The following is a 14,130-nucleotide window of genomic DNA, read 5'->3' as shown; positions in this document are numbered from 1 at the left end:
TGAGGCCCGCCGCATCGGCGGCGACCTTCGCGGGCCGGCAGGCCGCTGAAAGCAATGGTTCGTATCACGCCCAAGGAGGCCGCCGCCCGACAACTGGCCTCCTTGGGCTATCGGCGCCAATGCTGCGCCCCCGGGGGATGCCAACGCGCGATGCATCCGATCAAACGCCCCTGGAGCCAGCGAGGCTGGCGCCGCTGACCGGCCAATGACAAGACAGACGAGGGGACCAAGGAAACCATGGTCGGAAGCAACAGGCATAGTTCCGGCGGCCGTATCGGCGTGGTCGGCAGCAACATGGTCGATCTCGTGACCTATATCGATCGCATGCCCGAGGCCGGGGAAACCCTGGCGGCCCCGTCCTTCTCGATGGGCCATGGCGGCAAGGGTGCCAACCAGGCCGTCGCCGCCGCCCGGCTGGGGGGCGATGTGATGCTGGTCAGCCGTGTCGGCGACGACCTTTTCGGCGAGGGCACGATCCGCAACTTCCAGGAATCCGGGATCGACGCGCGCCATGTCCGTGCCGTGCCGGGCACGCAGAGCGGCGTGGCGCCGATCTTCGTCGAACTTTCAGGCGAAAACCGCATCCTGATCGTCAAGGGCGCCAACGAGCACCTGCTGCCCGCCGATGTCGAGGCGGCGGCGGAGGACCTGCGGCGATGCAGCCTGATCCTGCTGCAACTCGAGATCCCACTGGAGACGGTCTACCACACCATCGACTGGGCGACGCGGGAAGGGATCGAGGTTCTGCTGAACCCGGCGCCGGCGACGCCGGAGCTCGATGTCGGACGGGTCCTCGCCGCCACCTTCCTCGTGCCGAACCAGACGGAGCTCGCCATCATGACCGGCCTGCCCACCGCCACGCGCGAGGAAGCGGAGCGGGCGGCGAGGGTGCTGGTGGAGAAAGGCGTCCGCACGGTGATCGTCACGCTGGGGGCCGAAGGGGCCCTGCTGGTGACGGCGGAAAGGGTGCGGCATGTGCCGCCCGTGACGGTCCGGCCGCGCGACACCAGCGGTGCCGGGGACGCCTTCATCGGCGCCTTCGCCCAGCACTACGTCCGCTCGCGCGACATCGAGGCCGCCATGGCCTGGGGCGCCACCTATGCCGCGGATTCCATCACACGCCCCGGCACGCAGAAGGCCTTCGCGGATGCCGCGGGCTTCGAGGCCTTCCGCGCCGGCCTGACCGGGGCGCGCGGAGCGTTCTGACAGCTCGGCGCTCACTGTTCGGCGGGCAGCCCTCATGGCTTCGGCGCCAGTGCAAGTCTCACCTCTCCGATGAAGCGGCGGCCGAGTGGTGAGAGCGGCTTGCGGTTCGACCAGAAGGCCCAGGCGGTGGCAGGGATGGCCGGCTCGAAGGGACGGATCTCCAGCCTGCCGGGCGGCGGATGCGCGGCGGAGAAGGGATCGACCACGGAGACGCCGGTGCCCGTCTCGACCAGGGCGCAGGCGGTGCTGCAGGTGCGGACCTCCGCCCGGAACAGGAAGGGCTGCCGCGCGGACTGAAAGGCATGACGCACGGCGGCCCCCATGCGCGTATCGGCATCCAGCGCGACCAGGCTGTGTGCGCCCAGATCCCCGGGTGTCACCACGGCAAGCCCGGCGAGCGCATGGCCGGGCGGGCAGATGGCGACCATCCGCGCCTCGGCCAGCACCTCCACCTCCAGCATCGCCTGAGGCCCCAGGCCGAGCCCGATGCCAAGATCGGCGGCCCCGCTTTCCACGGCGCGGACGACGTCGTTCAGGTCGCGGATGTCGAAATGGATCTTCAGCTTCGGATGGCGCCGGGCGAAGCCGCCCAGCACCCGCGGCACCACGCCCTGTCCCAGGGGCGGTGTCGAGAGGATGCGCAGGCGGCTGGTCTTGGCCTCGCGCAGGTCCTGCAGGCGATCCGTCAGCGCCGCATGCAGGGCGAGCAGGGGCTCTGCTTCCTCCTGCACGATGCTCGCTGCCTCCAGCGGATGGAGGCGGTTGTTGACACGCTCGAAGAGCGGGAAGCCGAGCTGCGCCTCGATCTGGCGGATGGCGGTGCTGACCGCGGGCTGCGAGAGGTTCAGGTGCCGGGCTGTGGCCATGGTGGTCTGGAAGCGGACCATGGTGCGGAGGATTTCCAGCTGGCGCAGCGTAAGCATGCGGCAGCCTATAAACAAACCATATAACTCCGGCAATTATTCCATGGCATTGGCCCTTGTGCTGCCCAGAAACGCTTCGCATGATCGGAGCGCTTCCGGCCAACAAGGTTCCCGCCATGTCCCGCATCCTCCGCCTCGCCGCCGCCCAGATGGGACCCACCCAGTGCGTGGACAGCCGGGAAGCGGTGCTGGCCCGCCTGATCGCGCTGCTGGAACAGGCGGCAGGCCAGGGGGCGCAGCTCGTGGTCTTCCCCGAACTGGCCTTCACCACCTTCTTCCCCCGCTGGCTGCTGGAGGGGGCGGAGCTCGACCAGTACTACGAGACAGCCATGCCCAACCCCTCGGTGCAGCCGCTCTTCGACCGCGCGAAGGCGCTGGGTGTTGGCTTCTATGTCGGCTATGCCGAGCGCACACCGGAAGGGCGGCGCTTCAACAGCGCCATCACCACCAGCCCCGATGGCAGCATCCTGGCCAGGTACCGCAAGGTGCACCTGCCCGGCTCGGTGGAGCCGCGTGTGGGGGACCGCTTCCAGCAGCTGGAGAAGCGCTACTTCGAATACGGCGACCAGGGTTTCGAGGCTTTCCGGGGTCCGGAGGCCTGGGGCCGGCCGGTGATGGGCATGCTGATCTGCAACGACCGCCGCTGGCCGGAAGCCTGGCGTGCCTATGGGCTGCAGGGCGTGGAACTGATGCTGATCGGCTACAACTCCGCCGCCTATGACCCGAATGGCGGCAGCACCGAGAACGAGGAGATCCGCACCTTCCACTCCAACCTGGCGGCGCAGGCCAATGCCTACATGAACGCGACCTGGGCGGTGAGCGTGGCCAAGGCCGGCAACGAGGACGGCTCCGGGCTGATCGGCAGCTCGGTGATCGTCGATCCGAACGGGGTGATCGTGGCGCAGGCCAAGACCCTGGGCGACGAGGTGGTGGTGGCCGACTGCGACCTCGACGCCTGCCGCCAGGGCAAGGAGAAGATGTTCAACTTCGCCGCCCATCGCCGCCCCGAGCATTACCGCCGCATCACCGAGCAGGTCGGTGCCATCCTGCCGGATTGATGTGCGCAGGCGCTGGCAGCCACGGGCTGCGCGGGGCGGCTGCGACCTGCCGGGCGATCCATTTCGCAGGAAAGGCTTCCGGCATGTCCCGTATCCTGGTGATCAACCCGAACAGCTCGCCGAGCTGCACCGACACGATCCGGGCCTCGGTGCAGCCCCAGGCCATGGCGCACGGGCCCCGGCTGGAAGTGACCGGCCTGCCGGAAGGTCCACCCGCCATCGCGACCTGGCGAGACTGGCACGCAGTGGCCGAGCCGCTCTGCCGTCTCGTGGAGGCGGAGCCAGCCGAGGCCTATGTCATCGCCTGCGTCTCCGACCCGGCCATCGACCTGCTCCGCAGCGTGACCCCGCGGCCGGTTCTCGGCGCGCTGCGTTCCGGCATCGCCGCCGCGGTGGCGCGGGGCGAGCGTTTCGGCATCATCGCCTTCGTCGAGGCGAGCGTGCAGCGTCAGCGCCGCGTGTTGCAGGCCATGGGTCTGGAGGCGCGCTGCGTCGCGAGCCTGCCGCTGAACCTGCCCATGGAGATCCTGACGGGCACGGAAGGACCCCGGCCCCGCCTGCTCGAACTCGGGCAGGCGCTGAAGGCACGGGGAGCGGACAGCGTGATCCTCGGCTGCGCCGGCATGGCCGGGCACCGGCGCTTCCTGGAGGATGCGCTCGGCCTGCCGGTGATCGAGCCCTGCCAGGCGGCCGTCGCCCAGGCCCTGCTCGCCACCCTGGCATAGTCCCCCGCACCGGGCACAGGGACCACGGTCCGGGGGGAAGACGCGGGCACCCCGGCCCCATGCACCCCGCCGGCGAGCCTGTTCTAGCCCGCGCCCTCCCTGCGCCCGAACGGCCGCTTGCGGTCGCCCCGGAGCGTGCAGGCGGCATGGATCAGCGCAAGGTGGCTCAGCCCCTGCGGCGTATTGCCGAGATGGTCGCCGGTCCGAGGCTCCACCATCTCGCTCATGATGCCGACCCCGGGGGCGACGGCGTCGAGCGTGCCGGTGAAGACCGCCTCGGCTTCCGCGTCGCGGTCCAGCATGGCCAGGGCCTCGGCCATCCAGAAGGAACAGGCCAGGAAGGCCCCCTCTTCCTGTTCGGCGCCGGAATAGCGGTAGAGCAGGGCGCCCCGGCCGAGTTCCGCCCGGATTGCGTCCAGCGTCGAGGACAGGCGTTCCCGTCCGTCGAAGCCGAAGCGCACGGCCAGGGTCAGCGAGGCATCCAGTCTCTCGGTGCCGGGGAAGAAGGTATAGGCGCGGCGCTTCTCGGACCAGCAATGCGTGTCGATCCATGCCGCGATCCGGTCCCGCTCGCGCTGCCAGCGCGGCACGCAGGTGGAGGGCAGGTGCCCGGCCTCCGCCAGCTCCACCGCACGGGCGAGGGCCTGCCAGGCGCTGATCTTGGACATGGTGTAGTGCTGCGGCTCCTCCAGTTCCCAGATGCCGGAATCCTTTTGCCGCCAGCGATCGGCACATTCATCCGCCAGCCCGGACAGCACGCGGGCGCTGCGCTGGTCGATGATATGGCCGTCGCCGACGAAAAGCGCCGCCGTCTCGAAGATGTCGCCATAGACGCCGTGCTGGTGCTGGTGCGCGGCGGCATTGCCGATCACCACGGGGCCGGAGCCGCGATAGCCCGGCAGCGCCTCGATCACCCTTGCCTCCGGTGCCTTGTCGCCGCAGAGCGTATAGAGTACCCGGGGACCGTGCTCGCCCAGCCGCTGCATCAGCCAGGTGAAGGCGGCCTTGCTTTCCGCCATGGCACCGATGCGGAGGAAGGCGTTCACCGTATAGGCGGCGTCGCGGATCCAGGCATAGCGGTAGTCGTAGTTCTTGTCGCCGCCGATCCGTTCCGGCAACGCGGCCGTGGCAGCCGCGGCGATGGCGCCGGAGGGTGAATAGAGCAGCAGCTTCAGGGCCAGGGCGCTGCGCCGGACCGCCTCCCGGTGCGGACCGTCATAGCGCAGGTCCCCCGCCCAGCTGCGCCAGGCCTCGTCGCTGGTATCGATCCGCGCATCGATCTCCTCGATCGGCAGCACGCCCAGCGGCTCGTCCTCGGCAGCCAGGAGGGCGACGGTGGCACGCTCACCCTCGGACAGCGTCACCGTGGCGGTGATGCTGCGGTCCTGCTCCTCCAGGATGCGGATGTTCGGCGTGCAGCGCATCATCCCGAGCAGCGGACCGACATGGAAGACGCAGCCGTTCGGGTTGGGCTGGAGCCAGGGCGAGGCCGTGTCTCCGCGCGTGCCGAAGACCGCCTGGATATGGAACCGCACCGTTCCGGCGAGGCCCTCGATGCGCCGGGCGAACTCGCTCCAGGGCAGGCGCCCGGCCAGGCTGCTGTTCAAGGATTCCGTGACCCGGACGCGCCCGCCCGGGGTGGTGACCAGCGTCTCCAGGATGTTGCTGTCCGGGCGATAGCGCCGCTCGACCTCGAAGGCACCCTCGGGGCGAATCTGGAAATAGCCGCCCTCTCCGGGATCGAGGATCCGGTCGAAGAGGGGCGGTGAGTCCATGTTGGGCACGCACCACCAGCCCACCGCCCCATCCGGCGCGATCAGCGCCACGGACCGCCCGTCGCCCAGCGCGGCATAGTTCTGGATGGGAAAGCCGGCGCCCTCGGGCGGGCTTTCCGCCGGGGCGGGAATGGAGATCCGGTGCATGTCTCGTTGCATCGTCTGTCTGTGGGGAGCAAAGCGGGAAGCGCAACCGCCCCAGTGGCACGATGCCTGCCGGAAAGACGCGGAACCGGGTGCCGGCGGCCGCTTGATGCCGCGCGATGCGCCCCCAGTTGCCCTGCATGGAACCAACCCCTCCCAGGCCCCCTTCCAGCGCCCCGGCCGCGGACCGCAATGGCCCGGACGCGATCCGCCTCGTCCTGCTGCACTTCCTCGGCGGCAGTGCCCGGGAATGGCAGGAGGTGACGCGGTGCCTGGGGGAGGGGGTGCGGCCGCTGGCCCTCGATCTGCCGGGCTTCGGCGCGGCGGCGGCGGAACCCGGCTACGCCGTCGCCGACATGGCGGATCGCCTCGCCGGGATCATCGCCGCACAGCTCCCTAGCTGTCCCCCTGGCTGTCCCCCTGGCCGCTGGGTCCTGGTGGGGCACAGCATGGGGGCCAAGCTCGCCGCGGTGCTGGCGCGAAGGGCGCTCGACGGGGAGGCGGGGCTGGAGGGCCTGGCCGGGCTCGTCCTGCTGGCGGGTTCGCCCCCTTCGCCCGAACCCATGGCGGAGGCCCACCGCGAGGAAATGCTCGGATGGTTCCAGGGACCGCCCGAGGAGCGCCGCGCCCAGGCGGAGCGTTTCATCGACAACAACGTCGTCACACTGCCGCCCGAGTCACGCCGCCTGGCGATTGAGGACGTGTTGCGCGCCAACCCCGCCGCCTGGCGCCACTGGCTTGAATCCGGCAGCCGGGAGGACTGGGGCCGGCGCGTCGGCATCCTGCCCTATCCGACGCTGATCCTGGCTGGCGGCGAGGACGCGGATCTGGGCCCGGCGGCGCAACGGAGGCTCATGGCGCCGCACTTCCCCGAATCCCGGCTGGAGGTCCTGTCGGGCCTCCGGCACCTCCTGCCATTGGAAGGGCCGGAGCGTGTCGCGGCCCTGATGCGGGACTTCCTGGCCGAATGCGCGCGTTGAGCGCCGCACCGTCGCGTCAGCCGGGCACGCTTTTCCCGGCGCCCCCCGCGAGACCCGGCATGGAGAGGGGATATCGCTCCCGCAGCGCCTGGAAGGAGATCAGCTCCCCCGCGATGGCGCTGGCGGCCACGGTCGGCGGGCTGGCGAGCCAGACCTGGCCGGGGCCGGAGCGGCCCGGGAAGTTGCGGTTGATGGCGCTGACCGTCACCTGGGAAGGAGAAACCGAGACTCCGGGGCCACAATTGGCGCAGGCGCCGCAGGCCGGCTGCAGGATCTCGGCGCCAATGCGCGCGAAGGTGTCGAGGTAGCCGCGCGCCGCGCAATAGTCCCGCACGGCCGCCGTGCCGAACTGCAGAAGCAGCCGGACATGCGGCGGCGGCCTGAGTCCGCGCGCCACGGCCCAGGCCAGCACCTCGTGGTAATGGTCGAAATCCTCGCGCTTCCCGGCGGTGCAGGAGCCGCCATAGGCGATGTCGATCCGCACCGGCCCGTCCAGCGCCGCGACGGGCACGCCCCGCCCCGGATCGCCCGGCGCGGCGAGCATGGGCGACAGGTGCGACAGGTCCAGGGTGATCACCTCGGCATAGGGTGCCCCCGGATCGCTGCACATCCAGGGTTCCGGCTCGAAGTCGATGCCGCGCCGATCGCGCAGAAAGCGCCGGGTTTCGGCATCGGGGGCGACAATCCCGGCGAAGCCCCCCAGCTCGGCCGTCATGTTGGTGAGCGTGGCCCGCTCGTCGATGCCGAGGCAGGCAACGCCCGGCCCCGCGAACTCGAAGACCTTTCCGACGCCTGTGCCGGCCTTCAGCCCAGGCCGGGCGAGGAGATGCAGCACGATGTCCTTCGCGGTCACGCCGGGCGGCGGGCTGCCCTGCATCTCGATGCGCAGCACCTCCGGCACCCTCAGCCGCACCATGCCGGTCACCATGGCATTCGCCATGTCCGTGGTGCCGACGCCGAAAGCCAGGCAGCCCAGCGCACCGCTGTGCGGCGTGTGGGAGTCGGTGCCGACGATGAGCCGCCCCGGCAGGGCGTAGCGTTCCGCCACCAGGGCGTGCGAGATGCCTTCGGAGCCCTCTCCGCCCGGAAGGTAGCCGTGATCCGTCAGCCCATGCTCGGCGACGAAGGCGCGGTGCGCCTCCGACAGCGCCCGGACATGCGGCAGCAATCCGCGCTCCACATGTGCCGGGCTCCGGTGCGCGTAGGAATAATGGTCCTCGAAGGTGAGGATGGAGCCAGGGTCCTCCAGCACCGGCGTTTCGCCGAAGGCGCCGCGCAGCATGAAGCGGCACATCGCCGTGTAGATGTCGTGGATGAAGCGCAGGTCGGCGCGCACGAAGATCCCCGAGCCCGGTTCGGGCCGCTCCCCGGCACCCGGAACCGCCACGGCATGGCGGGCCAGGATCTTGGCGGCCAGGGTCTGCGGCCCCGGTAACACCGCCGGGCGTGCGCCGGATGCGTGCCGCAGCACGCACCGTCCGTAGGCCAGCAGCCCGCCGGCCCGCAGCACGGCGGCGGTGACCGCGTCCCGGCCCGCGACGAGCTCCTCCACCCCGATCGACTCGCCGCGCCGGATGCGTTCGACCAGCCCGAAATCCGTCGAGGTGAAGAGCCCGAGATTGTCGGCGTTCTGGCGGTAGATACGCTCGAAGCTCTCCGCGATGACGAGCCGGATGCCGGCCATCTTCTCGGCCAGCGGGCTGTGCTCGCGGGAGGAGCCCTTGCCGTAGCGTGCCCCGGCGACGACCACCGAGAAGCCACCCGCGCGCGCCGCTCCGGGCTGGAACGGCAAGGCGTCATCGCATTTGACGCCGGTATAGGCATGGTCGGCCAGCGCTTCGTCGAAATGGACGAGCGACGGCAGGGGGGTGATCTCGTCGGTGGAGACGTCGTCGCGCAGCCGCCCCGCTTCGGCAAGCGTCAGGTCGCAGCCCCCGAGCTGCGCCGTGACCAGTTCCGGGTCGCCGGACAGGAAGAGGACGCGTCCCGGCAGTTCCAGGCGGTCGCTCATTCCGCCGCCATCGGCAGGTCGGGTGCCCAGAGCAGGCCCGCCGCTGCCATGCGCCCGATCTCTGCCTCGGACAGCCCGGCCTCCCGCGCGATCTCCAGGCTGTGCTCGCCGCTACGCGGCGGCTGGCGCCGCAGCCCCAGGCGGGCGCCGTCCACGGCCACGGGCAGGGCCGGCAGCCCCGCCAGCGGGCGCGCGGCGGTGCCGCCGGGCGCGACGCGGGCGGCGCCTTCGGCGCTCGCCATCTCCGTGTCCAGCAGGCCGCCCGAATTCCGCAGATGCGGATCGTCGAAGAGGTCGCCCGGCCGGGCGATCGGCGCGAAGCTCAGCCCCAGCGCCTCGCAACGGGCCATCAGCTCGGCCTTGGAAAGCCGCCGGAAGACCTCCGCGACGCGGGGCAGGTATCGGGACCGGTCGAGCACGCGCTGCGCCTGGGTGGCCAGCGCCGGGTCGCGCAACAGGTCCGACAGGCCGAAGGCCTCGCAGAAGCCGCGCCACTGGGTCTCCGTCACGACGCCGACGAAGACCTGCTCGCCGGGATCGGCCGTGTCAAAGACGTCATAGACCGACCAGGGCTTCACCATGGCCGGATCGCCGAAGGAAGGCGGGTTCTGCCCGGTGATGGCGTTGGCGGCCATGTGCTGCGCCATCAGCACCATGTTGGTCTCGAAGAGCCCCGACTGCACATGCGCGCCCCGCCCCGTGGCCTCGCGTTCGCGCAGCGCGCCCAGGATGCCGATCACGCCGAACAAGCCGCCCATGATGTCGTTGACCGAGGAGCCCGCGCGCATCGGCTTGCCAGGCAGCCCGGTCATGTAGGCGAGGCCGCCCATCATCTGCACGACCTCGTCCAGCGCCGCGCGGTGCTCGTAGGGGCCGGGCAGGAAGCCCTTGCAGGAACAATAGATCAGCCGGGGATTGAGCGCGGAAAGATCGGCATGGCCGAGTCCGAGCTTGTCCATCGCGCCGGGGCGGAAATTCTCCAGCACCACATCGGCCTCGGCGGCGAGGCGGCGCACCAGTTCCAGGCTCTCGGGGCGCTTCAGGTCGAGGCACAGGCTGCGCTTGTTGCGGTTGAAGCTGGGGAAGAAGCCGATCGCCGCGCCCATCAGGCGCCGGGTGTTGTCGCCTTCCGGGCCTGGCTCGACCTTGATCACGTCGGCGCCGAGATCGCCCAGCACCATGCCGCAGCTCGGCCCCATGATCATATGGGTGAATTCCAGCACGCGGATGCCATGCAGCGGACCGGTCGTGCCGCGCGGCGTGGCCGGGACGGCCTCCGGTGCCGCCTCGGCCGGCCGGGCGGCGGCCTCCCGCGCCGGATGGAAGGTGCGCGGGATGCCGGCCCTGGCGACACGGCCGTGCAGCACCTCGCCGGGCAGGTCTTCCTGCAACAGGGCACGCGTTTCGATCAGCGCGGCGAGATCGATGCCCGTGTCGAAGCCCTCCGATTCCAGGAGATAGACCAGGTCCTCCGTGTCGATGTTGCCCACCGAGCCGGGGGCGAAGGGACAGCCGCCGAGCCCGCCCAGGGCGGCATCGAAGCCGCGCACGCCTTCCTCCAGCCCGGCCAGCACATTGGCCAGCCCGGTGCCCATGGTATCGTGCAGATGCAGGTTGCCGAGGCGCACGGGGCCGAGCTCCAGCCGCACCGCGCGCACCAGGCGGCGGACCTGCCGGGGGCTGGCATAGCCCAGCGTATCGGCCAGGGCGACAGCATCGGCCCCGGCCCCGGCCAGTTCGGCGGCCAGGGCGATCACCTCGCGCTCCGGCACCTCGCCCTGAAGGGAGCAGCCAAAGGCGGTGGAGATCCCGGCCTCGATCGAGGGCCGCGCCGCGCCGAGCGTGCGGGCCCATTCCACCACGCGGCGGAACTCCGCCACCTGCTCCGCCCGGCTGCGGCGGACATTGGAGCGGCTGTGCGCCTCGCTGGCGGAAACGGGCAGGACGATCGCTTGCGCCCCGGCGGCCGCGGCATTCTGCGCGCCGCGCAGGTTGGGCGCCAGCGCCATCACCTGCAGCCCCGGATGCGAGGCGCGCAGGCTGCCGACCACCTCGGTGGCATCGGCCATCTGCGGCATGGCGGCGGGCGGCACGAAGCTCGCCACCTCCATCTCCGGGATACCGGCTTCCGCCATGGCGGCGATCCAGCGCAGCTTCGTCCCGGTCGGCATCACCGACCGGATCATCTGCAGGCCGTCGCGCGGCCCTACCTCCCGCACCGTGACGGCGGGTTTTTCCTTGGCGTTCCTCATGCTCGCATGATGCCCCCGCGAGGCGCGGAGGTGAAGCCGTGGTTGGCGGGATCAGCGTCCGCCATCCGCGGAAGTCGGCCGGGCCAGATGATCCCGCAGCAGCCGCGCGGCGGGGGGCAGCATCGCCGCCGGCCGGGTGATCAGCCGCAACTGCCGCCGCGCCCAGCCCTCCTCCAGCGGCACGGCGCACAGGGCAGGCGTCCCGGGGCCTGTCCCGGCCAGTCCCTCCGGCACCACGGCGAGGCCCAGCCCCGCCGCCACCAGGCCACGGGCCGCCTCCGTCGCGCCGACCTGGAAGCGGAATTCCAGCCGGTGGCCGAGCCTGCGTGCCGCGTCGTCCAGGATCAGCGACAGCGCGCCCCCCTCCTGCACGCCGATGAGCGGATGCTCCAGCAGCGCACCGAAGCGCAGGGATCGGGCCGTCGCCAGGGGATGGTCCGCCCGGCACAGGACGACCAGCCGGTCGCGCCGCCAGGGGCGGGCCTCCAGGGAGGACAGGATCTCGCTGGCGCTGGTGATCAGTCCCAGGTCCCCCCGTCCTTCCACGAGGTCGTGGAGGATCGTGCCGCTCGTCTCCTCCTTCAGCTCGACACGGATGGCGGGATACCGCGCCGCGAAGCCGGCCAGCAACGCCCCCAGGTCGTGGCCCGCGATCACCGAGGCCGAGGCGCCCAGCCGGACGCTGCCCTGTCCGCCACTGGCGAAGGCGCGGAAATCCCCGGCGAAGCGGGCCGAGAGGTCGAAGAGGGCGCGCGCATGCTGCGCGATCGCCTCCCCCGCCGCAGTCGGGCGCACCCCGCGCGCACCCCGTTCCAGCAGCGGCAGGCCGCAGTCGCGTTCCAGCAGTTGCAGACGCTTCGCCGCCGCCGAGGTGGCGATGCCGCAACGCTGCGCCGCCTGGGTGATGCTGCCGAGCTCCACCGTCGCCAGCAGGATGCGCAGGGTCGTCCAGTCGGCCTGGAAGGGGTTCATGAGGCATGCCCATCACGGGATCGGGGTTGGCGTGGCGCGATGATGGCCGCTGCCGGAGGGTGCCGAAAGACCGGCTTGGCTTGCGGAGACCGGAGGGTTAGACCTGGGCCAAAGCATGATCCGGCGGGGACGAACCCGGCGGCAGGGAGGAGATCAAGGCATGAAGCGGCGCAGCTTCCTCGCGGCGGGCATGGCTTCGCTCGCGGCCCCACGGCTGGCAGGCGCCCAAACGAATGGGCGCCCCTCCTCGGTGCTGCGCGTCATTCCGCAGGCGGACCTGGCGGTGCTGGACCCGGGCATCACCACGGCCACGGTGACACGCAACCACGGCTTCATGATCTTCGACACGCTCTATGGCCTGAACGCCGTCGGCGAGCCGGTGCCGGAGATGGTGGAGGGCCACGAGGTCGCCGATGATGGCCGAAGCTGGATGCTGCGGCTCCGCGGCGGGCTCCGCTTCCATGACGGGGAGCCTGTGCTGGCCTCGGATGCCGTGGCCAGCCTGCGCCGCTGGGCGCGCCGTGATCCCTTCGGCAAGACGCTGATGGCCGCGACCGACGAGCTGTCCGCGCCTGACGACAGGACCATCCTTTTCCGCCTGAAGCGTCCCTTCCCGCTGCTGCCGCTCGCCCTGGCGAAGACCACGCCCTACACGCCCTTCATCATGCCGGCGCGGCTGATCCCCTCCGATCCCGGCACGCCGATGGCGGAGATGATCGGCAGCGGCCCCTTCCGCTTCCTGCCCGATGAGCGGCTGCCGGGCGCGCGGGTGGCCTATGCGCGCTTCGACGGCTATGCGCCGCGCCAGGGCGGCCAGCCCGGCCTTTCCAGCGGCCCGAAGCAGGTGCATTTCGAGCGGGTGGAATGGCAGGTGATCCCCGATGCCTCCACCGCCCTGGCGGCGATCCAGAACGGCGAGGTGGACTGGTGGGAGCGGCCGATCCCCGACCTGCTGCCCCTGGTCCGGCGCGACAGGTCGCTGCGCGCGGAAATCACCAACCGCGCCGGCACGATCGCCTTCATCCAGTTCAACCACCTGCATCCGCCCTTCAACAATGCTGCAATCCGCCGATTGGTCCTTTCCGTGGTGAATCAGGACGAGTTCGAGCAGATGATCAGCGGCACCGATCCTGGCCTGCGCGGCGGCAAGGTCGGCATCTTCCTGCCTGGCGGCCCGATGGCCACCGAGGCGGGGCTGGAGGAGATGCGCGGCCGGCGCGACTTCGACGCTCTGAAGCGCGAGCTGGCCGCGGCCGGCTACAAGGGCGAGCGCGTGGTGATGCTGGTCGGCACCGACAGCCCGGTGAACAACGCCGTCAGCGAGGTCATGGGCGACCTGCTGCGCAAGATGGGTTTCAACCTCGACTACCAGGCGATGGACTGGGGCAGCGTGGTGCAGCGGCGCGTCAACCAGCAGCCGCCGGACAAGGGCGGCTGGAACATCTTCGGCGTCAGCGCGGACGGCGACTATTTCACCGACCCGACCGTGGTCCCTTCGATCCGGGCCAATGGCCGGGATGCCTGGGTGGGCTGGCCAACCAGCGCGCGGGTGGAGGAGCTTTACCGCGACTGGTTCCTGGCCTCGGATCAGGCGGAGCGCCAGCGAATCGCGCGCGAGCTGCAGGTGCAGACGCTGCGCGAGGCCAACTGGATCCCCGTCGCACAGGTCTTCCTGCCCACGGTGCTGCGCGCGGATGTCGCGGGCGTGCTGCCCGGCTTCGCGAAGTTCTGGAACGTGCGGCGCAGCTAGCCGGTTCCAGTCCACCGGGAAAAGGGGGAAGGCGTGACGGGCGTCGATCTTCAGGCCCTGGCGGAGCTGGAGCGCAAGGTCCTCTGGCTGGCGACATGGACCATCCATCATGCCAACCATCTCCGCCCGAACACGGACGGGCTGAAGGTCGGCGGCCACCAGGCCTCCTCCGCCTCCATGGCGACGATCCTGACCACGCTCTACCTGGCGGTCCTCCGGCCAGAGGACAGGATAGTGGTTACTAATCCGGCCCTCAAAAAGGTATCATGTTGTCTATGCGGCGTAGCGGACGGAAGGGGCCTGGAAGAAGGCCCGGACCTTGGCGGGGCGGCGC

Annotated in this window: 10 protein-coding genes and 1 pseudogene; 6 read left to right on the top strand and 5 right to left on the bottom strand. The window is 70.8% G+C overall.

Annotated features, from left to right (window positions below; translation table 11 throughout):
* The first annotated feature begins 237 nt into the window (after positions 1-237).
* Positions 238-1,206 carry a ribokinase gene (rbsK, locus tag BT98_RS0122515; protein ID WP_019462103.1) on the top strand — a complete coding sequence of 323 codons (969 nt, stop codon included), beginning with the start codon at positions 238-240 and terminating at the stop codon, positions 1,204-1,206.
* Positions 1,207-1,238: 32 nt separating this feature from the next.
* On the opposite strand, the gene BT98_RS0122510 is transcribed toward rbsK, so the two are convergent.
* The gene (locus tag BT98_RS0122510) at positions 1,239-2,129 is read right to left on the bottom strand and encodes a LysR substrate-binding domain-containing protein (protein WP_019462104.1); all 891 of its coding nucleotides are present in this window, start codon (positions 2,127-2,129) and stop codon (positions 1,239-1,241) included.
* A gap of 116 nt (positions 2,130-2,245) precedes the next feature.
* Here BT98_RS0122510 and BT98_RS0122505 point away from each other — a divergent pair, with 116 nt between their 5' ends.
* Positions 2,246-3,187: an N-carbamoyl-D-amino-acid hydrolase gene (locus BT98_RS0122505; protein WP_026033376.1), complete on the top strand. Its 942-nt coding sequence runs from the start codon at positions 2,246-2,248 to the stop codon at positions 3,185-3,187.
* Between the two features lie 83 nt (positions 3,188-3,270).
* Entirely contained in the window at positions 3,271-3,912 is a 642-nt protein-coding gene (locus BT98_RS0122500; protein ID WP_019462106.1) for an aspartate/glutamate racemase family protein, read from the top strand.
* An 83-nt stretch (positions 3,913-3,995) separates the two neighbouring features.
* Here the strand turns inward: BT98_RS0122500 and BT98_RS0122495 are convergent, their stop codons facing one another.
* Positions 3,996-5,834 carry a glycoside hydrolase family 15 protein gene (locus BT98_RS0122495; protein WP_019462107.1) on the bottom strand — a complete coding sequence of 613 codons (1,839 nt, stop codon included), beginning with the start codon at positions 5,832-5,834 and terminating at the stop codon, positions 3,996-3,998.
* 137 nt (positions 5,835-5,971) lie between these two features.
* On the opposite strand from BT98_RS0122495, the gene BT98_RS25770 reads away from it, so the two are divergent.
* Positions 5,972-6,811, top strand: coding sequence for an alpha/beta fold hydrolase (locus BT98_RS25770; RefSeq protein ID WP_157223119.1), 840 nt, complete (start codon positions 5,972-5,974; stop codon positions 6,809-6,811).
* A 16-nt stretch (positions 6,812-6,827) separates the two neighbouring features.
* On the opposite strand, the gene BT98_RS0122485 is transcribed toward BT98_RS25770, so the two are convergent.
* From BT98_RS0122485 to BT98_RS0122475, 3 genes are read right to left on the bottom strand one after another with little or no spacing between them, the layout of a single operon-like run.
* A complete protein-coding gene (locus BT98_RS0122485; RefSeq protein ID WP_019462109.1) occupies positions 6,828-8,822 on the bottom strand; it encodes an aconitase family protein in 1,995 nt (664 codons plus the stop codon).
* Positions 8,819-11,074, bottom strand: a complete 2,256-nt coding sequence (locus BT98_RS28320; RefSeq protein ID WP_026033377.1) for a hydroxymethylglutaryl-CoA lyase — start codon at positions 11,072-11,074, stop codon at positions 8,819-8,821. Before BT98_RS28320 ends, BT98_RS0122485 begins: the two co-directional genes overlap by 4 nt.
* A gap of 51 nt (positions 11,075-11,125) precedes the next feature.
* On the bottom strand, positions 11,126-12,046 hold the full coding sequence (locus BT98_RS0122475) for a LysR family transcriptional regulator (protein ID WP_019462111.1): 921 nt from the start codon (positions 12,044-12,046) through the stop codon (positions 11,126-11,128).
* A 160-nt stretch (positions 12,047-12,206) separates the two neighbouring features.
* Here BT98_RS0122475 and BT98_RS0122470 point away from each other — a divergent pair, with 160 nt between their 5' ends.
* Entirely contained in the window at positions 12,207-13,796 is a 1,590-nt protein-coding gene (locus BT98_RS0122470; protein WP_019462112.1) for an ABC transporter substrate-binding protein, read from the top strand.
* A 33-nt stretch (positions 13,797-13,829) separates the two neighbouring features.
* A pseudogene (locus BT98_RS25755) lies at positions 13,830-14,130 on the top strand (transketolase); the annotation flags it as partial.

The organism is Roseomonas mucosa ATCC BAA-692 (assembly GCF_000622225.1).
GTDB lineage: Bacteria > Pseudomonadota > Alphaproteobacteria > Acetobacterales > Acetobacteraceae > Roseomonas > Roseomonas mucosa.
Note: the sequence above shows the minus strand (reverse complement) of the source record. Positions and strands in the feature narration are given on the sequence as shown.